Origin of the sequence: Microbulbifer variabilis, from assembly GCF_023716485.1 — a bacterium.
GTDB lineage: Bacteria > Pseudomonadota > Gammaproteobacteria > Pseudomonadales > Cellvibrionaceae > Microbulbifer > Microbulbifer variabilis_B.
Genome location: NZ_CP092418.1, coordinates 1 through 23,482 on the forward strand (window position 1 = coordinate 1; position 23,482 = coordinate 23,482).

Genomic DNA, 23,482 nt, shown 5'->3' on the forward strand with positions numbered 1-23,482 from the left:
AGGTATACTGCGCCGATCTTATTTGACGGCTAGGGCACTCCAGTCCTTTCATGCCGTTGTCTCCGTGGTCTTACCATTTTGGGGTTTTGGGGGGTTTCTTGACTGAATCCGTTTGGAAGCAGTGCGCGAGCTGTTTGCAGGATGAGCTGCCATCTCAGCAGTTCAATACCTGGATCAGACCGCTGCGCGTCAATCCCGCGTGTGCAGAAGGCGAGTTGCGACTGGTTGCACCAAATCGCTTTGTACTGGACTGGGTTGGCGGTAAATTCCTTCATCGTATCCGCGAGCTGGTCCACCAGTTCTCTCCTGGACAGCCACTTCAAGTAGGGCTGGAGATCACTGCTCGTCGCCCCGCGCGTTTTCAGCGTAGTCGCGCAGCAATGGAAGCGGCACCTGTACCGGCTCCCGTGCCCCCTACGGCTCCGGTTGCCAGTGCTATGCCGCCGCCGATAGCACCTACAACTTCCCCAGCACCTTCTGTTTCATCGGGTTTGGTGGATTTTTCCACAACACCTGGTGTGGTTTCTCCCTCTGTCTCTCAGGGGTTTATGAGCCATGCGGAGCCACAGGCTCCTGTTTCCAATCAGCCGCTGAATGGTGGCGGCTTTGGTGGTGGCCCTGGTGTAAATCCTCATTCAATACTGGAAGAGGAGACCAACTCCAGACAGGTCAGCAAGGGGGAGCAGGCGGTATCCGATATTCGTCCTGCGGTAATGAACGACATGGTGCGTTCTATCCCGGAACAACCCGCGCGGCAGGTTGAGGTTGAGGGTGCCATTAAGCACGGCAGCTCCCTCAATCGAAACTTCACTTTTAAATCTTTTGTTGAAGGCAAGTCCAACCAATTGGGCTTGGCTGCTGCGCAGCAAATCTCCGACAACCCTGGTGGCGCCTATAACCCGCTCTTTATTTATGGTGGTGTGGGCCTGGGTAAAACACACCTTATGCATGCGGTGGGCAATGCGTTGTTAGAGCGCAATCCCAATGCCAAAGTGGTCTACCTGCACTCTGAACGTTTTGTCGCGGATATGGTGAAGGCTCTACAGCTCAACGCCATCAGCGATTTCAAGCGCTATTACCGCTCTGTGGATGCGCTGCTGATTGACGATATTCAGTTCTTTGCTGGTAAGGAGCGCTCTCAGGAGGAGTTTTTCCATACCTTTAATGCGCTTCTCGAGGGTGGCCAACAGATTATCCTGACCTGCGACCGCTATCCCAAGGAGATCGACGGCCTTGAAGAACGTCTCAAGTCCCGCTTTGGTTGGGGCCTGACTGTGGCTGTGGAACCGCCTGAACTGGAGACGCGGGTAGCCATATTAATGAAGAAAGCGGAGCAGTTCGGTGTAGAGTTACCCCACGATTCCGCTTTCTTTATCGCGCAGCGTATCCGCTCCAATGTACGCGAGCTAGAAGGCGCCCTGCGCCGTGTGATAGCCAACTCCCAATTTACCGGCCGTGCCATTGACGATGTATTGGTGCGCGAGGCCCTCAAGGATCTACTCGCCTTGCAGGATCGTTTGGTGAGTGTGGACAATATTCAACGCGTGGTGGCCGAGTACTACAAGATCAAGGTGGCCGACCTGTTGTCCAAGCGCCGCAGCCGCTCTGTCGCGCGTCCGCGTCAGGTGGCTATGTCTCTGGCTAAAGAGTTGACCAACCACAGTTTGCCAGAGATTGGCGATGCCTTTGGCGGGCGTGACCACACTACGGTCTTGCATGCCTGCCGCAAAATTCGCGAATTGCAGGAGTCTGATGCGGATATCCGCGAGGACGTAAAGTTACTGACACGGTCGTTGACCACTTAATCGAATAACTGACAAACAAGGCGAAACTACCGATGAAATTCAATGTGAGCCGGGACGCCCTGCTGAAGCCCCTACAACTGGTAGCCGGTGTCGTTGAGAAACGCCAGACCCTGCCGGTCCTGGCCAATGTATTGATGCAATTACAAGGTCAGGAGTTGTCCCTGACTGGTACTGATCTCGAAGTGGAAATTGTCGGCCGCTTGCCGGTGGATGGCGTGGAAATGGAAGGTGAAGTAACTGTTCCAGCACGCAAGCTGCTGGATATCTGTCGCTCATTACCGGATGGCGCTGAATTAAAATTTGAGCGCGATGGCGAGCGCCTGGTATTGCGCAGTGGCCGCAGCCGTTTTCAGTTATCCACTTTACCCGCAGCGGACTTCCCCAATCAGGAGGAAGCCAGTGCCCAGACTCGATTCGATATTTCTCAGCGCGAGATTCGCCGTCTGATTGAGGCAACCAGCTTTGCCATGGCCCAGCAGGACGTGCGCTATTACCTGAATGGCCTGCTGCTGGAGTGTCGCCCACAGCAGCTGCGCGCAGTCGCCACTGACGGTCACCGCCTGGCACTGTGCGACCGCGATGCTCCGGGCTTGAATGTATCGGCACCCATTCAGGCGATTGTACCGCGCAAGGGCGTGTTGGAATTGGGGCGTTTGCTGGAAGATAGCGACGTGCAGGCGCAGGTAGTATTGGGCAACAACCACATCCGTGTGATGAGTGGCCAGTTCACCTTTACCTCTAAGCTGGTGGATGGCAAGTTCCCGGATTATGAGCGCGTTCTGCCACGTGGTGCCGGCAACGTGGTCTATGCCGACCGTCAGGGCCTGCGTCAGGCTTTCTCCCGAGCAGCGATTCTTTCCAATGAAAAATATCGTGGGGTACGTTTGCAGGTCTCCGAGGGTTTGCTGCAGATTGTGGCCAATAACCCCGAGCAGGAGGAGGCCGAAGAGCAAATGATGGTGGATTACGTGGGGGAGCCCATGGAAATAGGCTTTAACGTTTCCTATTTGCTCGATGTTACTGGTGCTATTCACAGCGACCAGATTCGCATTAGTCTGGCGGATGCCAACAGCAGTGCTTTACTGCAGCAACCTGAGGACGGAGATGCCCTCTACGTGATTATGCCGATGCGTCTGTAAGCCCTGGTTAGTAAGCATTTGGCTCACAATCGAGAAGGGACCGCACTGTATTATCAACAGGCGGTCCCTTTATTTTTTCTGAATATTGCCGCTGAAATTTTCCCAGCCAGCGGGGCGAGGGGTCTATGGCGCTGACCCGCCTTCTGATTTCTAATTTTCGAAATATCTCTCACGCCGATCTGCTTTTGGACACTGGGGTTAACCTGTTCTGTGGCGTCAATGGCAGTGGCAAGACTTCCATTCTTGAAGCTGTTCATATGTTGGCTACAGGCCGCTCTTTTCGGTCTCGCCAGCACAAATCGGTTATCCGCCATGATCATTCAGGGCTCACGGTTTTTACCCAGCTGGATACGGGCTTCAATCTTGGGGTCGAGCGCCTAGCTGATGGCGGTGGCCGTGTGCGTATCAACCAGGCGGCGGCTGAGTCCAGTTCACAGCTTGCTAACTGTCTCCCCTTACAACTGATTAACAGCGATAGTTTCTCCGCCCTGGATGGCGGCCCTGGAGTGCGCAGGCGACTTCTGGATTGGACAGTGTTCCACGTGGAACATCTCTTTGCTCAGGAATGGAAAAACTATCAAATCGCACTGAAGCAGCGAAATGCCTTGTTGCGACGTGGTAAAATCGATCCGGACGCGATCGGGATTTGGGAGCATCAGTTGTCCCAAAGTGGCGAACAGGTGGATACCCTGCGTCGCAGTCAATTCGAGCAATTGCGTGCGGCCGTAACAACGCTACTGGAAGAGTTACCTCCCAGCCTGCTAAATCGGGTGGATATGAGTTATCGACGCGGTTGGCGAAAAGAGGTTGAACTGGCCGAGGCGCTTAGAGAGTCTCGGGATAGTGATCTCAGTCAGGGACATACCCGCACTGGGCCTCACAGAGCAGATCTCCGTTTTACCGTTGCAGGTGAGCCTGCACACAATGTTTTATCCCGTGGCCAGCAGAAAATGCTGGTATGCGCCGTACGCACGGCTATGGCGCAGTTGGTTTGTCGTCACCGAGAGAAACCGGTATTTCTTGTGGACGACCTTCCAGCAGAGCTGGATGATCACAATCAGCATGTTTTTGCCCAGTGGGTTGGTCGTTGTGCCAGCCAGGTACTGGTAACCGGAATAGATGAGGGCACTACAAGCCGCCCCTGGCGACAATTGGAAGCCCCTTGGAATTGCCCAAAAGTGTTCCACGTGGAACATGGGAATATCAGCGCCGATGCATCGGCTGCATAATAAGTTGAATGGAGCGAATAAATGTCAGAGCAGCAAAGCTATGACTCGAGCAGTATCAAGGTACTCAAAGGCCTGGATGCGGTGCGCAAGCGCCCCGGAATGTATATCGGTGATACCGACGATGGCACCGGCCTGCACCACATGGTGTTCGAGGTGGTCGACAACTCCATCGATGAAGCACTAGCAGGCCATTGCGATGAGATTCGCGTAACCATCCATCCGGATGAATCGATTTCTGTCTCAGATAACGGCCGTGGTATTCCAACAGAAATCCACCCAGAAGAGGGGGTTTCTGCAGCAGAAGTAATTATGACCGTGCTGCACGCCGGTGGTAAGTTCGATGACAATACCTATAAGGTATCCGGTGGTCTGCATGGCGTGGGTGTGTCAGTAGTAAATGCGCTGTCAAAAGAGTTGAAGCTGACTATTCGCCGTGGGGGTAAGATCCACGAGCAAACCTATCATCACGGTGTGCCCCAGGCTCCACTGGAGGTGGTGGGAGATAGTGATACCACCGGCACCACCGTGCACTTCAAGCCCTCTGCAGATACCTTCAGCAATATCGAATTCCATTTCGATGTACTGGCCAAGCGCTTGCGCGAGCTGTCCTTCCTCAATTCAGGTGTACGTATTGTCTTGAAGGACGAGCGTAGTGGTAAGGAAGAGGTCTATGAATACGAGGGCGGCTTGAGTGCCTTTGTGGAGTTTCTTAACCAAAACAAAACTCCCATCAACAAGGTGTTGCACTTCCAGAGCCAGCGCGATGACGGCATCGCCGTAGAAGTGGCGCTACAGTGGAATGACAGTTTCCAGGAAAGCATTTTTTGCTACACCAACAATATCCCCCAGCGCGATGGTGGCACCCACCTGGCAGGCTTCCGCGCGGCACTGACTCGCGGTTTGAACACCTATATTGAGCGCGAGGGCCTGGGCAAAAAGGATAAGGTCAACACCACCGGTGACGATGCCCGAGAAGGGCTCACTGCGATTATCTCTGTGAAGGTACCGGACCCGAAATTCTCCTCGCAGACCAAAGACAAGCTGGTTTCCTCTGAGGTGAAGCCCGCTGTTGAGCAGGAGATGGGACACCACTTCAACGACTACCTGTTGGAGAACCCCCAGGAAGCCAAGTCCGTCGTTACTAAAATGATCGATGCGGCGAAAGCCCGTGAGGCGGCGCGTAAGGCGCGTGAGATGACCCGCCGTAAGGGTGCCTTGGATATCGCTGGTCTGCCCGGAAAACTGGCAGACTGCCAGCAGAAAGACCCAGCCTTGTCGGAAATCTACCTGGTGGAGGGTGACTCTGCCGGTGGTTCTGCTAAGCAGGGCCGCGATCGTCGTACCCAGGCGATCCTGCCGCTGAAGGGCAAAATCCTCAATGTGGAAAAAGCGCGCTTCGACAAAATGCTTTCCAGTGCCGAAGTGGGCACCTTGATCACCGCACTGGGCTGTGGCATCGGTAAGAGCGAGTTCAACCCGGACAAGCTGCGTTACCACAGCATCATCATCATGACCGATGCCGATGTGGATGGAGCCCATATCCGCACCCTGTTGCTCACCTTCTTCTTCCGTCAGATGCCGGAGCTGATCGAGCGGGGCCATATCTACATCGCCCAGCCGCCACTGTATAAGATTTCCAAGGGTAAGCAGGAGCAGTACCTAAAAGATGAGGGTGCTCTGACTCAGTTCCTTACCAACGCCGCCCTGGAAGGCGCCACATTATTTGTGAACCCGGATGCCCCTGGACTATCTGGCGCTTCTCTGGAGAGCCTGGTGGGCGAGTATCGCAGTGTGCTGGCTACTATTGATCGTCTGTCCCGCCTGTATCCAGAAGAGGTGCTGCGCAGCATGATCTACCTGCCCAGCTTGTCTCAGGAGGATCTGCAATCCCAGGAGAAGGTGGCTGAATGGTGTGCTCAGCTGCAGGAAAAACTTGCCGATGAGGAGAGCGGCGGAACCCGTCGCCATGAAGTGACTGTGCAGGAAAATACCGAGCGCGGTCTATTCCTGCCCCATATTCACATAGTGGCGCACGGCGTTGGCAGCGACTACCTGATCAACCACGAGTTCTTCGATTCCGCTGAGTACGCGTCTGTTTGCGCTCTGGGTGAGAAGATGGTGGGTCTGTTGGAAGAGGGTGCCTTTATCCAGCGCGGCGAGAAGCAGCACCCTGTTGGCAGCTTCCCTGAAGTGATGGACTGGCTGATGGGTGAGAGCCGCCGTGGTTATGGTATCCAGCGCTATAAGGGGCTGGGCGAGATGAACCCGGAGCAGCTTTGGGAAACCACCATGGACCCAGAGAGCCGTCGTATGCTGCAGGTAACTGTTGAAGATGCTATCGCAGCAGATCAGATCTTTACCACCTTGATGGGGGATCAGGTAGAGCCACGCCGTGACTTTATCGAGACTAATGCCCTAGCGGTGGAAAACCTGGATGTTTAAGTCTTCCAGACGCTCTTACGCTTAAAAATAGATGGATTGCCTGGGGCGGTTTTATACCGCTCCAGGTAAGTATTGATCGAAATCACCCCGCCAGCTTGCCTTCCAGCTTATCCTCAAGGCGCCTGAATAGACTCACAATAAACTCTCGAAAGACTTTAAAGCGCAGTACATTGCGGTGTTCCGGTGTAGAGACCAGCCACAGATCGTGCAGGCTGGAAGGCTCCGCGCCGGGTAAGCGAATTACTCCATTAATCCCATCGGCGAGAAAGCAGGGAAGCCTGGCTAAGCCCAGTCCACTTCTGACGGCTTCTAGCTGTATCAGGCCATGGCTGATCTGATGTTGATAGGGCAAATCTGGATAAGGGGTGTTTTGAGCCCAGTTCACCTTGCCATCCTCACTACTCCAGCCGAGCCAGCGGCCGTGCTCTGGTAGAGATTCTGCAATATAGGCTGGCGAGCCGTAACAGCAACTAGGTAGGTTGGTAAGCTTACGGGCAATAAACCTTTCGGGTATCTCAGCACCTTTGGGCAGGATTCTCAAAGCCACATCCGCCTCGTGCTTCTCAAGGCTGAGCACCTGGCTGGTCACTAGGAGCTGAACGTTTATCTGCGGGTAGGCGTTAGTGAACTCATTAAGGTGCGGAATCACAAGATGGGCAGCCACGACATCAGGCATGGTAACGCGTATTTCCCCAGAGAGCCGATGGCTACCACCCTGCAAGTGTTTCTGTGCCGCGTCGAGGTACTGCTCTGCGGATTTGGCATAACCGAGCATGGCTTCTCCATCTTCGGTTAGTTGATAACCTTTGGAGTTACGGTAAAACAGTCTGGCTTGAAGCCTCTCTTCAAGAGCGTCAATACGGCGGGATACAGTGGAGTGGCTTACTCCAAGGTCTTCGGCAACGCTGCGGGCACTATGACTCCTGGCAACCGCAATAAAGAATTGAATATCAGTCCATTCAATGGATCCTTTATGCAACACAGTGTCCTATTTTGTTATATTCCGTTGCAAATAGTGTCCAGCTAATCTGTCTCTCGTCAATATTTATTGCACCGAACATCCTGGGAGAATCCAATGAAAATCGTTCAAGTTAAGAGAGAAGTTGCCATAGACCGCCCGATTGAGGAGGTCTGGAAAGTGCTTGCTGTGGATTTTGATACCGCTTACCAATGGATGACGCTGATACCGCATTCCTTTGCCAAAGAGGGTACACCGGTTGGCAATGCCAGTGTAAAAGGGCGTGTCTGTGTACTGACAAATAAAGGCCCCAATGGTCTTGTCGCCGATGAAACCATCACAAGATTTGATGATAAAAAGCATGAGCTGGATGTGTCTGTAGAAACCAAGAACACACCGCCAGGATTTCCGGTGAAGAAAAGTTTATCGCAGTTTAAATTAGAGGCTTTATCCGAAAATGGGACAAGGGTGAGCTTCACTGCGAACATGGAGCTGGGTGCCATTGGTGGCGTACTGAGCCCGGTAGTGAAAAAAATGACGGGCACACAGTTTGGTAAAATGTTGGAGGACCTAAAAAATCATTTGGAAAAAGGCCGGCATCTTACCGGTGAGGCCGCTGCTTAGTTGGCTGAATATTAAGAATATAGTTTTATAAGCCCTTCTGTTTCTGCTATCAGCAAGCAGAAGGGAATGGGAAAAAAGCAAAGATAAAAAAATATTTTTTGCAGAGAAATCTGACAAAAGCCAAAATTATGAATTAATCGCTATGCATAAATAAGAACTATTTGATCGCGGAAGATTGGGTATTTTGGAAGAAAAACTAAGGGAAAAAGAAAGTTTTTAAAAAAAGGCGGAGAAAAAATTCCCCCGCCGATCTATGAATTTATTTCTCCAGTAATAACCCGCACTCGCGATGTTCTTCACCCTTGGTCGGATCGAAATACACATCATTGTCCGGCAGTTCGTTTTCGTAAACGTACTCTTCTACATCAATCTCTTTCAAATGAAACATTGGCGCTACGCGAATGGTGCCGTGATTCCCCTGGGTAAAAACATCCAGGTTTTTACGGTGTGCATTCTGATCGTGACGAATGCCGTTTAACCACACATCCGGTTTCAATTCCTGCATGGCGCGGTTAAACGGCTCGAGCTTGACCGTACGCGAAAAGAAGTCGTGCTCGGGAGTATCCAGGGCTGGAATACCACCGTATACAGCGTTGTAGTGGGCCGCGGACATCTTTGGAGAGTAGGTACGCAGATTGAGGCTCAGCTGTTTTACCACATTTTCAATATGGCGATAGGTCTCAGGAGTGTTGTAACCGTGATCCACCCAGATCACCGGAATATCCGGCTTGGCTCTGCTCACAAGATGCAGAAAGGCCACAGCAAGGGGGCGGAAATTGGTAAAGACTACCGGGTTCTGGGCCTTTTCCATGGTGAATTGCATGATTTCGCTGGGTTTAGCCTCAGCAAAAGTCTGATTCAATACTGCCAGGTTGGCATTGTGATGAAAGAAGCGGCCTCTCGAAGACTGCAGGGCATTACTGGAAGCGTTGTGTCCCATAAAAATCAGCGCATTGGAAAACTAGAATGGATGTCATGCTACCCGGATAGCTTGTCGCGTAGAAACAATAAAAAGGAGTGAATCAATAAGCTTCGGTTATAAGTAATGGGTTCAACCTCGGATATTAGGTTATGAACTCAGGGGCGAAGACCTCCACAGGACATAAAAATCTGATGCTGGCCATATTCGGCATTGTATCCGCGTTGTGTTTCTACAAACCCATGTTTTTGCAGGAAATAACGCGTGCGCAGGTTTTCACGAAATACTTGAGCCTGGAGTTGTTTACATCCCCTGGCAACAGCCTGAAGTAAGGTGGCGCCAATACCACAGCCGGTGAACAGTGGGCTAACACAGAGGTGGGCGATGTTATCCCTGTCCACCAGGGTAATAAAAGCCTCCGCAACGGCGCTGTGGCGGCCGGTAAAGACCAGGCATTGGTTGGATCGGCGGCAGTCTCTACGAAATTCACTTCGGCGCTGCAACCAGAACTGACGGGGCAGCGAAGGGTGTGAATTTGTTACAGCGTGTAGCCAGAGCTGTTCCAGCCTATCCAACTCTTTGAGTTCTGCCATTCGTATCATGGGCATTCCCAAAGTGGATACATGGGCCCAATGCTAGTCAGCTCAAAGAGTAGATCCTAGGAAACATCCAGTTATTAGGATAGAAACTAAAAACAAAGAGGTTTTTTCCTCGTAAAGGCGCCAAAAAACAAAAAAATGTTCTGTCATATCCCACCCTTCTAAGTGGTAAAATACAATCATTCTTATTAACAAAAACAATTACAAATCACTTAGATTCATTGGAGGGTTCATGAAGAGATTTTTCCTGTCGCCAATGGCTTTTGCCCTGGCGGTTGCTGTCGCAGCTCCCAGCCTCGCTGAGGAACGTTTAGAGAGCGTATCCGTTATTGGTAACTCCGATTCTGTCTCCAAGCTGCCGGGCTCCGCGCACCTGGTTGATGCCGAAGAGCTGGCAAAATTCGAGTTTGTGGATATCAACCGTATGATGCGCTCGGTTCCGGGGGTCTACATCCTTGAAGAGGATGGCTACGGCCTGCGCCCGAATATTGGAATTCGCGGTGCCCAGGGTGGGCGCTCCGCCAAAATTTCCCTGATGGAAGATGGAGTCCTGGTGGCTCCAGCACCCTACTCGGCACCGGAAGCGTATTACTTCCCGAGTGCCGGCCGCATGGATGCCATTGAAGTAGTGAAGGGCCCCGCTTCGTTGCAATACGGCCCATTCACCGTGGGTGGTGCGGTAAATATGTTGAGTACCCCCATTCCCACTTCCAGCCAGGGGATGGTGCAGCTGGAAGCCGGTGAATACGGTGAGACCCGTGTGCACGCACACTATGGCACCAGCACAGAAAATACCGGCTGGCTACTGGAGACCCAGCAACAGTATGCCGACGGTTTCCGCGAAATTGATCGATCTGGCAGTGCAGATATCGCCAAAGAAGACTATCTGCTGAAAGGTCGCCTGCAATCCAATGCGGATGCGACCTACCGCCAGCAGTTGGATATAAAGTTGCAGTACTCCGAAGAGGAGTCTGGCATGAGTTATCTGGGCCTAACGGATGCCGACTTTAAGAAAGATCCGAACCGTCGATACGGTATCAGCGCCCTGGATGAAATGCAGAATCGCCACAGCACTATCCAGCTGAACCACAGTATCGAACTGAGTGACAGTTTTACCCTGCATACCCAGGCTTACTACAACAAGTTTAAACGCGACTGGTTTAAGGTCAGCGAGGGTGACTTGATAGATGCTGTTAATACCGGCGGCAGTGTTGATGGAGTTTTAGACCCTCAAGCGGTTTTGGATGGTACTGAAGATTACACCTTCGGTGTTAAGCACAACAATCGTGAGTACGAGGCCAAGGGCCTGCAGATCAGTGCCGATTGGCGCTTTAATACTGCTTCCGTTAGTCATGAGCTGTCCTTTGGAGTGCGCCAGCATCGAGATGAGGTGGATAGATTCCAGCCTGTGGAAAACTATGAGCAGGTTGATGGCAAATTGGTGTATCTGAGCACAGATATTCCCGATACCGCTGAAGAAAGCAGCAATAACCGTGTTGAAGAAGCGGATGCAACTTCGTTCTTTATCTACGACGATATCCAGCTGAACGATAAGCTGACTCTCACTGCTGTTCTTCGCTACGAGGATATAGAGACCGAGCAGCAGCGTTATAACGACGCCGAGCGTACCGAGAAGGGCAGTTATCGCACCAATCAGGTGGATGAATGGCTGCCAGGTTTGGGACTTGTTTACCAGGCAAGCGAACAGTGGAGCCTGCTGGCAGGTGTGCACCGTGGCTTCGCCCCTCCCGGCGCAGGTGCAGCCGATGGCCAGGGGCCGGAGTTATCCACAAACTATGAATGGGGTGCTCGCTTCGATAACGGCAGCCTGAATGCTGAGTTGATCGCCTTCTACAGTGACTATGAAAATGCTGTGCAAAACTGCTCGGTGGCGGTGAAATGTCCCAATGGTGCCGAGAGTGGTACCTACCAGTTGGGTGAAGCAGAAATCAAAGGGCTGGAAGCTACGTTTGGAAGTGAGTGGGTGCTCACAAACGGTTGGATACTACCGGTGCGGGCAACCTATACCTTTACTGATGCAGAAATCAGTGAAGATAGTGACGGTAATGACCTGCTTGCCGGCGATAATCTCGAATATCTGCCGGAAAATGTTTTTGCCGTATCCGCCGGCCTCGACAGCGGTGCAGCCTGGCGTTTAAACCTGACCGCGGCTTACCAGGACGAGATGTGTGTGAATACCGGTTGTAACCGGGGGAATACCGATAAATTCGATTACACAGAGTCTCTGTGGGTTGTGGATGCCGCTGCGCACTACGATTTCAGCGCAGACCTGACCGGTTACCTGAAAGTGGATAACCTGTTTGATGAGCAGGTGATTATCAGCCGCAGTCCCGATGGTGCCCGCGCCAACCGGCCGCGCACCGCCACACTGGGTATGAAATACGTTTTCTAATCCCACAGAGTGACAGAGCACTCAATTAGAAACCCCGGCTTTCGCCGGGGTTTCTTTTATAGCGAATAAGTGCACGCTACCAGCGGCTGCCGCCCAAATGGGCAAAGTGGGCCTTGAGGTAGTTGGTCTCAGGAATTGCCGGATGTATTGGATGGTCTGCGCCCTGGCCACCGCTGGCGAGTATTGAAGCTCTACGACCCAATCGGTGCGCAGCACCGCGTATACAATCGAGCAGTTCTTCCGATTGAAGATGCATAGAACAGGAAGCACTTACTAACAAGCCGTCCTCCGACAATAAACGCATAGCCAGTTCGTTTATGTGGCGGTAAGCGGCAAGGCCGGCTTTGTGATCTTTGCGTCTTTTAATAAACGCGGGGGGGTCTAGCACTATGACATCAAACTTCTCGCCCTCGGCCATCATGGCCTTCAGAACCTCCAGCGCCTTACCTTGCACCGTATCCAGTCTGTCGGCAAAACCGTTGTGCTGTGCATTCAATTGACACCAGTCCAGGGCCTGCTGCGAGGCATCTACACAAACTGCGTGACTGGCGTCGTTGGCCAGAGCCTGGATTCCCCAGCCGCCCGCATAGGAGAAGAGGTCCAACACACGCTTCCCCCGTACCCAGCGGTTTAACAGGCGGCGGTTTTCGCGGTGATCGTAGAACCAACCGGTTTTTTGCCCCTGGTGAACTGGCGCCAAAAGCGGAACGCCATTTTCCTCAAAGGGCACTAGTTCTGGTACTTCTCCGTAAGCAATCTGGTTAATGAGGGGCATATCCTCAACTGCACGGCCTTGGTGATCATTGCGCAGTAAAATTCCTGTAGGTTGAGTCAGCTCGATTAACTTATCCACAACCACCTGTTGGTAGCGATCCATGCCCCAGTTGCTGACTTGTACGACTAGATGATCGTTAAAGCGATCAACTACCAGCCCCGGTAGGGCATCGGAATCTCCGTAAACCATACGGTAGCTGGGGTGGTCGAAGTAGCGTTGCCGCTGTAGCAATGCGGTTTGCAAGCGCTCACCAATGTCGTCTTCGGAAAAATTGTCCTTGCGGCTCAATAGGCGGGCGCAGATTAATTGGCTGGGGTTGACCCAGGCTGTGCCCAGAAGTTTACCCTGACTATCCAGAACCTGGCACTGGCTCCCCGCTTCCAAGCCTTTCAGCGGGGAGCGCTTGGTGTCCACCTCATTACTGTATATCCACAGGTGGCCGCGCTTTAAACGGCGCTCTGCGCCGCGATTCAATATTAATTCCGCCAATTGGGGTCTCCGTAAGCTGGGGTGATTCGCGGAGGCAATTGTGCTTGGCTCGGGGGATAGGTCAAGGATTTCGAGTCTTTGTGGATAAACAGGATCGATGTGCAGTGATCAAAGAGCAAAGTACGAGTAAAAGTGTGAATAACTAGCTACTGGGTCATCTTGTGGATAACCCACAGGAATTCAGATATTAAGTAAGCAGAGTAGCTCACTAAGGATGTGAGCACTTACAAACATAATGTATTCTCGACAATAAATGTAGTCACAACCTCTGCAGGAGGAGGGGTATTTAGCAGAAATGGTTGGTAAAGTGCGAATTAATCGGCAGAATTTACCGCCAAGATAAAATTGTGCCTTGTTGGCGTTGTGGAAAACTCTATCAATGAAATTGACTCAGGACCAGTCTATTCAAATTGCCATGTTTATCTATCCGGGCGCTTCCAGCTTGGATGTGACTGGGCCACTGGAGGTTTTTGCTCTGGCCAATCATCTCCTCCGTGAGGAGGGGCGTTACCCTTCTGACTTTTACAAAATCCAGTTATTGGCTGAAGAATCCGGGCTGGTACAGATGGGCACGGGTGTAAAGCTGTATGCGGATTGTGGATATCGTGAGGTGAAAGATATCCACACCCTGTTGATGAGTGGTGGGCCGCCTGGAAGTTCTAAAGCCCTCTATTCCCAAACAGACATTCTCGACTGGCTGTGTGAACAAAAACAGGTGGTTAAACGGATGGGCTCAATTTGTAATGGTGCTTTGATTTTGGCTAAGGCTGGGGTGCTGGCTGGTCATAAAGCAACTACCCATTGGGCAAATGTGGATGAGCTACGGCAGTTTGCCGATATTGAAGTAGACCCTGATGCAATTTATGTATGTGATGATCATATTTATACCTCGGCCGGTATTACCGCAGGTATTGATCTCGCTCTGGCGTTAGTCGAGGAAGATCACGGGCGTAGTTTGGCACTGGCAATCGCCAAACTAATGGTCCTCTATCTCAAGCGGGATGGCGGCCAGCGGCAATACAGCAGCCACTTGATGAATCAGCAACAGAGTGATCGCTTTGCCAGGCTTGTGGAGTGGATTTACCAAAATTTGAATCAGTCTCTCACAGTAGAAAAATTGGCACAGGAATCTGCTATGAGTCCCCGTAATTTTTCTCGCTGCTTTCTCAAGGAGCTGGGAGTGACCCCAGCGCGCTTTGTCGAAAATATCCGTGTGGAAAAAGCCTGCCAATTATTGTCTGAACAAAACCTGTCGCAAGAAAAAATAGCCTGCCTCTGTGGCTTTCAATCCCAGGAGCAATTGAGACGCACGTTTCGAAGACATAAAGGCATACTTCCCAGTGAGTTTCGTCGGCGTTTTCATTAAATAAAACTACAAAGGCAAACTCATAATCCATCGTGAAATAATATTATTTTGTGTTCGGCTGTGTTCAATTGAGAATTAAATGAATTATTGGCCTTTTGATAATTTTTTAATTCTCCTGAATGACTGCTTTTTCAACTAAAAAAGATGAATAGTTACAGTATGGGAAAAACACTTTCTTAGATTGCTCCCCAATTAAAATGTCAGAATTCGTCGTAAGTGTGTCTCTTGTTCCAATAGCTGCAATGTAATAATTCTAGGTTCAAAATTTTTAGGTACGTGTTAACCGTTAGATCTCACAGATATGGCTTAGGGGCTAAATAGATAGATCAGATGAAAAATAAAAAGTTTGTGTTGGGTATCTTTGCCCTGCTGTCTTGTATTGGCTATTTGCTCTGGCCGGTTTATCAATTTTATGCCTGGTCTCTGGATTCGTTACCACTTAGTCCATTTGGTTGGCAGGCGTTAGCCACCGAGGCACCATCGACACAAAAGCTTTACCAAAAAGAGCTGCAACCGGCAGCAGATCAGTCGCTTAAAGCCATTGAAAAGCATCGCCAGAAGATTGGTTCTCCTGCAATTTCTGCTGCAGTCTCGGCTTGTGGCAAGCTTGTTTGGGCTGGCGCATCTGGATGGGCAGATTTGGAAGAGCAAATACCTGTTACCACTGAGACACGTTTTCGTATCGGCAGTACCTCTAAGGCTCTGACTGGAACAGCTCTGGCGCGCTTGGCACAGAAGGGAAGTGTTGACCTTGACAGTTCAATATCAAACTACCTAGAAGCATTGCCCAACCCGGAATGGGCAGAGATAACTCCACGCCAGTTGGCCTCTCATATGTCGGGTTTACCACATTATAAGAAGAATTCTGATTGGCTTGGTTTGTATAAGACACTGGAACTGGACACTCATTACGACAGTATGTATCAGGCCCTGGAAATTTTTGACAATAGTGAATTGTTATTCCAACCAGGCACAAATTTTTATTACAGCACCTTGGGCACTGTTCTTCTGGGAGCAGTTCTGGCTGGTTCAGAGCAAAAAAGCTATTTGAATGTGATGGAAGACGAAGTCTTTATTCCTGCCGGAATGAAAAATACTGAGGTCTCTCCATTAAATGGCAATATGGAAAGAAATATTGCCCGTTTCTATAAAAGTAATGGTTTAAGCGGGGATGAACTTCGCCTGCGTGAATGGCGACCGGTGGATTTAAGTCATCGTCTGCCGGGAGGTGGTTTTATTTCCACACCCACTGACCTGGTAAAGCTTGGTGCACACTATCTCGACGACAACTTTTTAGCTGCTGAAACCCGGGAAGTTTTTTGGTCCCCACAAAAGCTTGCTAATGGAGAGGTCAATAAGCAGCACTATGCGTTGGGTTGGCGGTACCGAGAACAAGAAATTCCATCTGTGGGAATAGTGCGTCATGCTAATCATGGTGGTGTCAGCCGCGGCAGTCAAAGCTGGTTGATGATTATGCCGGATCACAACCTGTCAGTGGCAGTAAATATCAATCGTAAAACAAAAGCTTTTTGGGATTTTGGTCGTATCTCAATGGATATTGCTAAAGCTTTTATTCGGCAACAGGGTAAATTAGGTTGTAAATAAAAAAACCGGCCAAGACCAATAGCTCGGCCGGTTTCTAAAAATACCCCCTCTCTGTCAATCATTGGAGGGAATGGCTTTCTATTGGGTATTCACCATAACTTCGGTTTCGGCAAATACGGTCTCACCGTTACCGTGGCTGAGAATTCCCAAGGCTCGGGTACCAGGGGAGATATCCTGCCACTCCAGATTGATAGTGCCACTACTATTTATTTGTGCCTGCGGCGGAGCTGTGAGCTGGGTATTGCCGTTGTCTCCACTCAGGTTAAAGTTAAATAGGGTAAATGGCGTAGGGCCCTCCGCAGAGGCGTAGTCCACTACGAATACTGCATACTGACCTGCGGAGGGATTGACCAAATCGACAGATTCAGCGGAAGTCGGTGAACCGCTGGTGCCCACCTCTGGGAAGTCGGGGCCGGGGCCGTAGACTTGTAAATCCAAGTCGTCGCTGCCACTACCATCGCCCACATCCGCATCAAATAAGGCTACGCGGGCAAGCTTTGTACCCTCCGGAATATCGAAGAAAATCAGCTGGTTTTCTCCATCCTCAACGCTACCAGGGAAAGGTACGCCTTCCGCTAAGCCGTTGATATCCACTTGATAGTTGCCGTTATAACCAAATTGTACGGGCAGGTTTACTGCACCATCGCTGCCATCGACACTGATCTTCTGAGTTGTGGATAGTGGAACCGGGCGTACAGCGATAGGACTGCGTACTTCCTGGCGTAAACCAACAGATTTCCAGCTTAATTCGCCAAATACCCACTCGTTCATGGCCGCTTCTTCGGTAACCGTAAAGGTAACTTCAAACTCGGCGCTATCTCCCTCTCTAAGGCGTAGGGTTTTAGGGTTAACACTGACCTCGACACCTGCGGGTGCCTCTACAGAAGCCCAATACCATCTCTGGCCGCGGCCGACGCTGGTGACACGGCGCTTGATGGTTTGGGTGCCAACCAATTCACCGATGCCGATTGATGGCAGGTTGAGATCACTGGAATCCAAAGAATAGCCAGCGGAAACCAGTCCCTCACAGGTACTGGCCTCGATAATCTGCGGCTGATTTTCTGCGCCACAGAGGAAGGCTAGATAGTCGTTGAAACCGGCATCGTAGACTAGACCGGGGTCGAAAGCCGCGGCGGGCACTATAGCGCCAGCACCAATATCGAAGGGATCAGCGGCTTCGGGTCCGAAGGACTTTTGCAGGTTGGTGCGCGCTGTACTCATCAGTGCGGATTTGGCCATAGCCGGGCTCCAGTCCGGATGAGCCTGTTTTAACAGGGCCATAATACCGGCGACATGGGGGCTGGCCATGGAGGTGCCATTTTTGGCGGCGAATAGGTTGCCGCCACTCAGTACTGGTGAAGTACCGGCGAGAATGCCTACGCCCGGTGCTGCCACATCCGGCTTGATAATATCCGTCGCACCCACGTTGTGGCCGCGGGAAGAAAAGCTGGCGATGCGGTCTTCGCGGGAAATCTTCAGCTCTGGATCCAGGGTGCCCGTGGCCCCCGAATTCTCAACCAGCATGGCGCCATCCGCATGGCGAATCATCACACCGGGGATCGTAGTATCCGGTGCCGACATAACGATCGGATCCATACGGTCTACAGCACTGCCGTCGTTATAGACAACAATGGCCACTGCGCCGGCGTCTGCAGCATTGTTGTATTTAGTACTGAAGGAGCATCCCCCACGCTTCACCAGCGCGATTTTGCCTTCAATGGCCTCGGAGTTGGTGAGTGCGGAGCAGGCCTCCAGAGGGGCACCCACAACAACAGGTGCCGATAGTAGACCTGCATCTTCCATAGTGATCGGGCCGTTGCCTTCACGGGCATCGTAGGTGCCCACAACCGCTTCAGGGGCATCCACCTGCAGGGCCGTGCCAAAGCTCTGGTCGTCTTCGGCGGCCGCCACTGCGGTAATCCAGGGGACACCAGAAGGCGTGCCCATTGTTTGTGGGCCTGGGCCATTATTGCCGGCAGAAGTGGCAACAAAAACGCCCGCATCGGCGGCAAACAGGAAGGCGATCTCATCGGCACCGGTAAAAACGGTACTGGAGCCACCCACTGAGAAGTTGATGACATCCACACCGTCGGCCACGGCTTCGTCAATAGCAGCCATGGAGTCTGCCGAGGAGCAGCCGCTATCGTCCGGGTCTGGGGCATCCCAGCACACCTTATAGGCCGCGATACGGGCACGCGGCGCCATACCGGTCAGGGTTTTCCCATCTGGGGTCACTACACCGTAGTTCCCTGCGGCAGTGGTGGCGGTGTGGGTGCCGTGTCCGTCCGCATCCCGTGCAGAGAGAAACTCGTAATCCGCCAGAGTCTTGTTGGAGAGGAAGGCGTCTGAAAAAGACTTGGCCTTGATCAGTTTGTTATTGCAGGTAAAGGCGGCGTCACCGGGGTTAAAGTCTGTGTTACCAAACTCACAGCCCTCACCGATAAAGGATTCAGGCACCGGACCATAGGAAATATTGACGCCACGATTGCCCTGCCGTGGCGTTGGAACATCCATCAGGCTCGGGTGTTCTGGATGAATACCCGAGTCGATGACACCCACGACCACATCCTCACCGGTGATTCCCCAGAGCCAGGGACTGGGTGTATTTGTCAGGCCGAGGAAGTCTGCAGTGGAATCGGTATGCATTTTCAGCAGGCGATCTTCCCAGACGCCTTTCACATCTTTATGGCTACGCAGTGCTTCGGCATCCTTTTCACTCATAACTGCGGCAAAGCCGTTAAAGGCCGCCTTGTATTCATGCACTTTGCGTGCGCCGGGCACCGCGGAAAGCACCTGTTGACGACGTGTTTTGAGAAAATCGGAGTAGTGGCGATAGCTACTACTGCGCGGGTCAGCCTTGCGACGTATATTGGACTTAGCGCTGGAGAGGCCCGCGACTGTGCCGCTGTAGGTGGAGAGTGGCTCGCCATCGAGCTGTACGATATAGACCTTTTTATTCTTTTGGATTTCGGGGGTGAGTGTGTCTGCTACTGAGGCTGCGAAACTACTGCCAGAGCACAGCAGGCCCGCAATAAGCGAGGAAATTATTTTTCTTTTCATTGAGTTGTCCCATTTTTTATTTTAACAGGCGGGTAGAGGTGGGAGAGAAAGTGCGCTGTTTATCCAATGTCACTGACACCCAACAAGCCATCCTTGGTCTGGCAGAGCGCGCTTTCACTGGGATAAAGCCACCCGACCTGTGACTCGCTTTTAAAGTAATGTGTCGCAGGACTCAATAAACTGGCGTCATAGTCATTGTTTTGTACTATTTTTGCTAACTGGCGAGAAAGAAAAAAACGTAAGTCACAAATGCGAGGTGGCGCAGTAGTGGAGAGGGTTTCTGATGACGCTTTTCCGCGAGATTGGAAAAGCTCATTAAATTTAGAGGGCTGTAAAAGAGAGATCAGTGGGCTCAGGGGCCCACTAGAAACAGGCTGAAACTGGCTAAGTCGGCAAACACAGCGGTTTCCGCCAGACGCGGATCGGGGCTCTCTACTAGCTGTTGCAGGGTTTCTGCGCCTGCACCGGTTTTTAGTAGTACCGGCTTACACCCCTTGACCAGGGCCAGCTGTAAATCGGCCAGTTTATCACCGAGCAGATAGCAGCCATGCAAGCTGGTGTCGAATTCCGCTTCGATGGCATCCAGCAGGCCCGCCTGGGGTTTGCGGCAACGGCAGTTGTCTTCAGGCCCATGGGGGCAGTAGAAAATCGCGGCAATTTCACCGCCTGCATCCTCTACCTGGGAACGCATCTTGGCGTGTATCGCCTCCAAGTCATCCAAGTCAAACTGGCCCAGGGCCAGGCCGCTCTGGTTGGTGGCAATCACCAGTTGGTGGCCAGCCTGACTGAGCGCAGCCAGTGCTTCAATACTGCCGGGCAGGGGCTGCCATTCGTCTGCGGATTTTACGAACTGGTTGGGGTTTTGATTAATGACCCCATCGCGGCCAAGAAGAATTATTGCCATGTCGATTCGCCTGTTTCGTTGAGGCGGGGCGCAGAGCCCCGCTTCAAGTCGCTATTACTTGGCTGGAACCAACAGGGAGATGTCGGCAACTTCGAGGAACAGTGCACGCAGCTGGGCCAGTAGGGCCAAGCGGTTGTTGCGCAGTTGCTCGTCGTCACTCATTACCATCACATGGTCGAAGAAGTTGTCCACGGTTTCACGCAGGCCCGCCAGGCCGGCGAGTCCTTCGGCGAAAAGCGCATCGCTATACAGCGGTTCAACTTCTGTGCGGGCAACCTGTACTGCGGCGAACAGGGCTTTCTCCGCTTCCTCCTGCAATAGTGCTTCATCGACACTGCTGGGCACTGTGCCATCCAGCTTGGCAAGGATATTGGAAACGCGTTTGTTCGCGGCGGCCAAAGCACCGGATTCTGGCAGCTGGCTGAAGGCGTTAACCGCGTGCACACGGTTGTCGATATCCAGCGGGCGCGACAGCTTGCGCGCGGCAACCGACATAAATACCTCGGCGGCAATGCCCTGATCCTCGTAGCGGGCGCGGAAGCGCTCCAGTACGTATTGCAGGGTCTGCTCTACCACCTTGTCGTATTCACCCAGGGCGGTGCGCGGGTAGTTGTCGCGGGCCAGTTCCAGCAATTCGCGCAGGTCCAGATCGAGGCGCTTTTCGACGAGGATGCGGATGATGCCCAGGCTGGCGCGGCGCAGGGCGAAGGGGTCGCGGGAGCCGCTGGGGGGTTGGCCTATGCCGAAGATGCCGACCAAAGTATCCAGGCGATCCGCCAGGGCGATTACAGTGCCGGTGTCGCTGGCAGGCAGCTCGTCACCGGCAAACTTGGGCATATACTGCTCGTACATGGCCTTGGCCACATCCAACGGCTCGCCGTCATTTTCGGCGTAGTAGTAGCCGGCGATGCCCTGCATATCGGCAAACTCGAACACCATCTCGGTAACCAGGTCCGACTTGCACAGTCGGCCGGCGCGCTCGGCCCAGTCGCCGTTGCTTCCGGTTTTCTCAGCGATGGTGCGGGCCAGGGCGGCTACCCGTTCAGTCTTGTCGTAGACGCTACCCAGGTGCTGCTGGAACACGATTTGGCGCAGTTTCTCGCGGCGTGATTCCAGGCTGGTCTTTTTGTCGGTCTCAAAGAAGAAGGCAGCATCTGCCAGGCGCGGACGGATTACGCGCTCATTGCCGTGGATAACCTGGGCGGCATCCTGGCTCTCGATATTGGACACGGTGATAAAGAACGGCAGCAATTGGCCATCTTCATCTACCACATGGAAATATTTCTGGTGCTCCTTCATGGAGGAGATCAGGGCTTCAGCGGGTACTTCCAGGAAGCGCTCTTCGAAGCGGCCGGTGAGGGCGACAGGCCATTCAACCAGTGCAGTCACTTCGTCGAGCAGATCGTCATCGATGACCGCTTCACCATTGACGTTGTTGGCTTCGGCGATCACTTGGGCGCGAATGGCTTCGCGGCGCTCGGCGAAGTCAGCCATTACGTAGCCGGGTTCGCGCAGAACCTGTGCATAGTCGTGGGCGGAGTGGATCTCCAGTTCCCGACTGCAGTGGAAGCGATGACCACGGCTGGTTTTTCCGGCTTTCAAGCCGAGTACTTCACCATCTACGACCTTGTTGCCAAACAGCATGACGAGCCAGTGCACCGGGCGCACGAACTCTTCGCGGCGCGCACCCCAGCGCATGCGCTTGGGAATAGGAAGCTGAGCCAGTGCCTTTTCGACAATACCAGCCAACAGGGATTCAGTTTCAGCGCCTTTCTGTTCACTGATAAAGGCCAGGCGCTCGCCTTTGTCGGTCAATTTGCGTCCCAGCGCTTCAACGGTTACGCCGTTGCTGCGGGCGAAACCCTCTGCGGCCTTGCTGGGCTTGCCTTCTTTATCGAAGGCGGCTTTGACGGCCGGGCCCAGCTTTTCAATTTGTTTGTCTTGCTGCTTATCCGCCAAACCGAATACCGCTACGGCCAGGCGGCGAGGGGCTGCGTAGGCTTTCACTTCGCCAAAAGACAACTCGGCGCCTTTGAGGCCTTGGGTAATACCATCGGCGAAAGCGCTCATCAATTTGTGTAACGCCTTGGGTGGCAGCTCTTCGGTGCCCAGTTCTACCAGAAAATCCTGAGCCATTACTGCTTCTCCTCTTGCTCGATGTCTTCCGCCAAAATATCTGCTCGCAGTGCTTCATCTGCCATGGGGAAGCCTAAGGCGCGGCGCGCATCGTAGTAAGCCTGTGCCACGGCGCGGGCCAGGGTGCGTACGCGCAGGATATAGCGCTGGCGCTCGGTCACTGAGATGGCGTGGCGCGCATCCAGAAGGTTGAAGGCGTGGGAGGCCTTCATAACTTGCTCGTAAGCGGGCAGCGGCAGGCCCAGCTCAATCAGGCGTGTGCTCTCGCGCTCACAGTGATCGAAGGTGGCGAATAGGAATTCCACATCGGCGTGTTCAAAGTTGTAGTGGGACATTTCCACTTCGTTCTGGTGGAAAACGTCGCCATAGGTGACGGGGCTGCCGTCCGGGTTGCGGGTCCACACTAAATCGTAGATAGACTCGACCCCCTGCAGGTACATGGCGATACGCTCGAGACCGTAGGTGATTTCGCCGGTAACCGGGTAGCACTCGAGGCCGCCCACCTGCTGGAAGTAGGTAAATTGGGTGACTTCCATACCGTTCAGCCAAACTTCCCAGCCGAGGCCCCAGGCGCCCAGGGTTGGGGATTCCCAGTTATCTTCCACAAAGCGGATATCGTGGATAGCCGGGTCTACGCCCATAGCGCGTAGGCTGTGGAGGTACAATTCCTGGATATTGTCCGGGGATGGCTTCATCACTACCTGGTATTGGTAGTAGTGCTGAAGGCGGTTGGGGTTCTCGCCGTAGCGGCCATCGGTGGGGCGGCGGCAGGGCTGTACATAAGCCGCGTTCCAGTTTTCCGGGCCTATGGCGCGCAGGAAAGTGGCCGGATGAAAGGTGCCGGCGCCCACTTCCATATCCAGAGGCTGTAGAATGACGCACCCTTGGCGCGCCCAATAATCCTGTAGGGCAAAAATAAGTCCCTGGAAGGTACTGAGATCGTATTGCTTGGACACCGCTATCTCCGGATCAGTATCTGCTGTGGGCAAAGGGACGCAATTATAGCGGCAGCGACTGCT

At 52.8% G+C, this 23,482-nt stretch carries 16 protein-coding genes; 8 read left to right on the forward strand and 8 right to left on the reverse strand.

The annotated features are described in order from the left end of the window. Window positions 1-98 precede the first annotated feature (98 nt). The 4 genes from dnaA to gyrB all read left to right on the forward strand — a co-directional run bounded on the left by dnaA (window position 99) and on the right by gyrB (window position 6,615). Complete coding sequence (gene dnaA / locus MJO52_RS00005) at window positions 99-1,805, forward strand: chromosomal replication initiator protein DnaA (RefSeq protein WP_252083961.1); 1,707 nt, start codon at window positions 99-101, stop codon at window positions 1,803-1,805. 32 nt (window positions 1,806-1,837) lie between these two features. Beyond that, on the forward strand, window positions 1,838-2,944 hold the full coding sequence (gene dnaN, locus MJO52_RS00010; RefSeq protein ID WP_252083962.1) for a DNA polymerase III subunit beta: 1,107 nt from the start codon (window positions 1,838-1,840) through the stop codon (window positions 2,942-2,944). 125 nt (window positions 2,945-3,069) lie between these two features. Continuing rightward, complete coding sequence (gene recF, locus MJO52_RS00015; RefSeq protein ID WP_252083963.1) at window positions 3,070-4,173, forward strand: DNA replication/repair protein RecF; 1,104 nt, start codon at window positions 3,070-3,072, stop codon at window positions 4,171-4,173. A 21-nt stretch (window positions 4,174-4,194) separates the two neighbouring features. Then, window positions 4,195-6,615 carry a DNA topoisomerase (ATP-hydrolyzing) subunit B gene (gyrB, locus tag MJO52_RS00020; RefSeq protein WP_252083964.1) on the forward strand — a complete coding sequence of 807 codons (2,421 nt, stop codon included), beginning with the start codon at window positions 4,195-4,197 and terminating at the stop codon, window positions 6,613-6,615. Between the two features lie 82 nt (window positions 6,616-6,697). Here the strand turns inward: gyrB and MJO52_RS00025 are convergent, their stop codons facing one another. After that, on the reverse strand, window positions 6,698-7,594 hold the full coding sequence (locus tag MJO52_RS00025) for a LysR family transcriptional regulator (RefSeq protein ID WP_252083965.1): 897 nt from the start codon (window positions 7,592-7,594) through the stop codon (window positions 6,698-6,700). A 96-nt stretch (window positions 7,595-7,690) separates the two neighbouring features. Between MJO52_RS00025 and MJO52_RS00030 the strand changes: the two genes are divergently transcribed. Further along, window positions 7,691-8,197, forward strand: coding sequence for an SRPBCC family protein (locus MJO52_RS00030; RefSeq protein WP_252083966.1), 507 nt, complete (start codon window positions 7,691-7,693; stop codon window positions 8,195-8,197). 259 nt (window positions 8,198-8,456) lie between these two features. Here the strand turns inward: MJO52_RS00030 and MJO52_RS00035 are convergent, their stop codons facing one another. Beyond that, entirely contained in the window at window positions 8,457-9,137 is a 681-nt protein-coding gene (locus MJO52_RS00035; RefSeq protein WP_252083967.1) for a phosphoadenosine phosphosulfate reductase family protein, read from the reverse strand. A gap of 137 nt (window positions 9,138-9,274) precedes the next feature. Then, window positions 9,275-9,718, reverse strand: a complete 444-nt coding sequence (locus tag MJO52_RS00040; RefSeq protein ID WP_252083968.1) for a GNAT family N-acetyltransferase — start codon at window positions 9,716-9,718, stop codon at window positions 9,275-9,277. 229 nt (window positions 9,719-9,947) lie between these two features. Here MJO52_RS00040 and MJO52_RS00045 point away from each other — a divergent pair, with 229 nt between their 5' ends. Then, entirely contained in the window at window positions 9,948-12,128 is a 2,181-nt protein-coding gene (locus MJO52_RS00045; RefSeq protein ID WP_252083969.1) for a TonB-dependent receptor family protein, read from the forward strand. 76 nt (window positions 12,129-12,204) lie between these two features. Here MJO52_RS00045 and MJO52_RS00050 read toward each other — a convergent pair whose 3' ends face one another. Beyond that, window positions 12,205-13,392 (reverse strand): class I SAM-dependent rRNA methyltransferase, encoded by a 1,188-nt coding sequence (locus tag MJO52_RS00050; protein ID WP_252083970.1) that lies wholly within the window; start codon window positions 13,390-13,392, stop codon window positions 12,205-12,207. Between the two features lie 379 nt (window positions 13,393-13,771). On the opposite strand from MJO52_RS00050, the gene MJO52_RS00055 reads away from it, so the two are divergent. Then, the gene (locus tag MJO52_RS00055) at window positions 13,772-14,758 is read left to right on the forward strand and encodes a GlxA family transcriptional regulator (protein ID WP_252083971.1); all 987 of its coding nucleotides are present in this window, start codon (window positions 13,772-13,774) and stop codon (window positions 14,756-14,758) included. Window positions 14,759-15,088: 330 nt separating this feature from the next. Then, window positions 15,089-16,363, forward strand: coding sequence for a serine hydrolase domain-containing protein (locus MJO52_RS00060; RefSeq protein WP_252083972.1), 1,275 nt, complete (start codon window positions 15,089-15,091; stop codon window positions 16,361-16,363). 78 nt (window positions 16,364-16,441) lie between these two features. Here the strand turns inward: MJO52_RS00060 and MJO52_RS00065 are convergent, their stop codons facing one another. The 4 genes from MJO52_RS00065 to glyQ form a co-directional block, all read right to left on the reverse strand. Continuing rightward, window positions 16,442-19,423: a S8 family serine peptidase gene (locus MJO52_RS00065; RefSeq protein ID WP_252083973.1), complete on the reverse strand. Its 2,982-nt coding sequence runs from the start codon at window positions 19,421-19,423 to the stop codon at window positions 16,442-16,444. Between the two features lie 352 nt (window positions 19,424-19,775). Beyond that, window positions 19,776-20,327 carry a D-glycero-beta-D-manno-heptose 1,7-bisphosphate 7-phosphatase gene (gene gmhB / locus MJO52_RS00070; protein WP_252083974.1) on the reverse strand — a complete coding sequence of 184 codons (552 nt, stop codon included), beginning with the start codon at window positions 20,325-20,327 and terminating at the stop codon, window positions 19,776-19,778. A 54-nt stretch (window positions 20,328-20,381) separates the two neighbouring features. After that, window positions 20,382-22,463 carry a glycine--tRNA ligase subunit beta gene (gene glyS / locus MJO52_RS00075; RefSeq protein ID WP_252083975.1) on the reverse strand — a complete coding sequence of 694 codons (2,082 nt, stop codon included), beginning with the start codon at window positions 22,461-22,463 and terminating at the stop codon, window positions 20,382-20,384. Then, window positions 22,463-23,419: a glycine--tRNA ligase subunit alpha gene (gene glyQ, locus MJO52_RS00080; RefSeq protein WP_252083976.1), complete on the reverse strand. Its 957-nt coding sequence runs from the start codon at window positions 23,417-23,419 to the stop codon at window positions 22,463-22,465. Before glyQ ends, glyS begins: the two co-directional genes overlap by 1 nt. Window positions 23,420-23,482 lie beyond the last annotated feature (63 nt).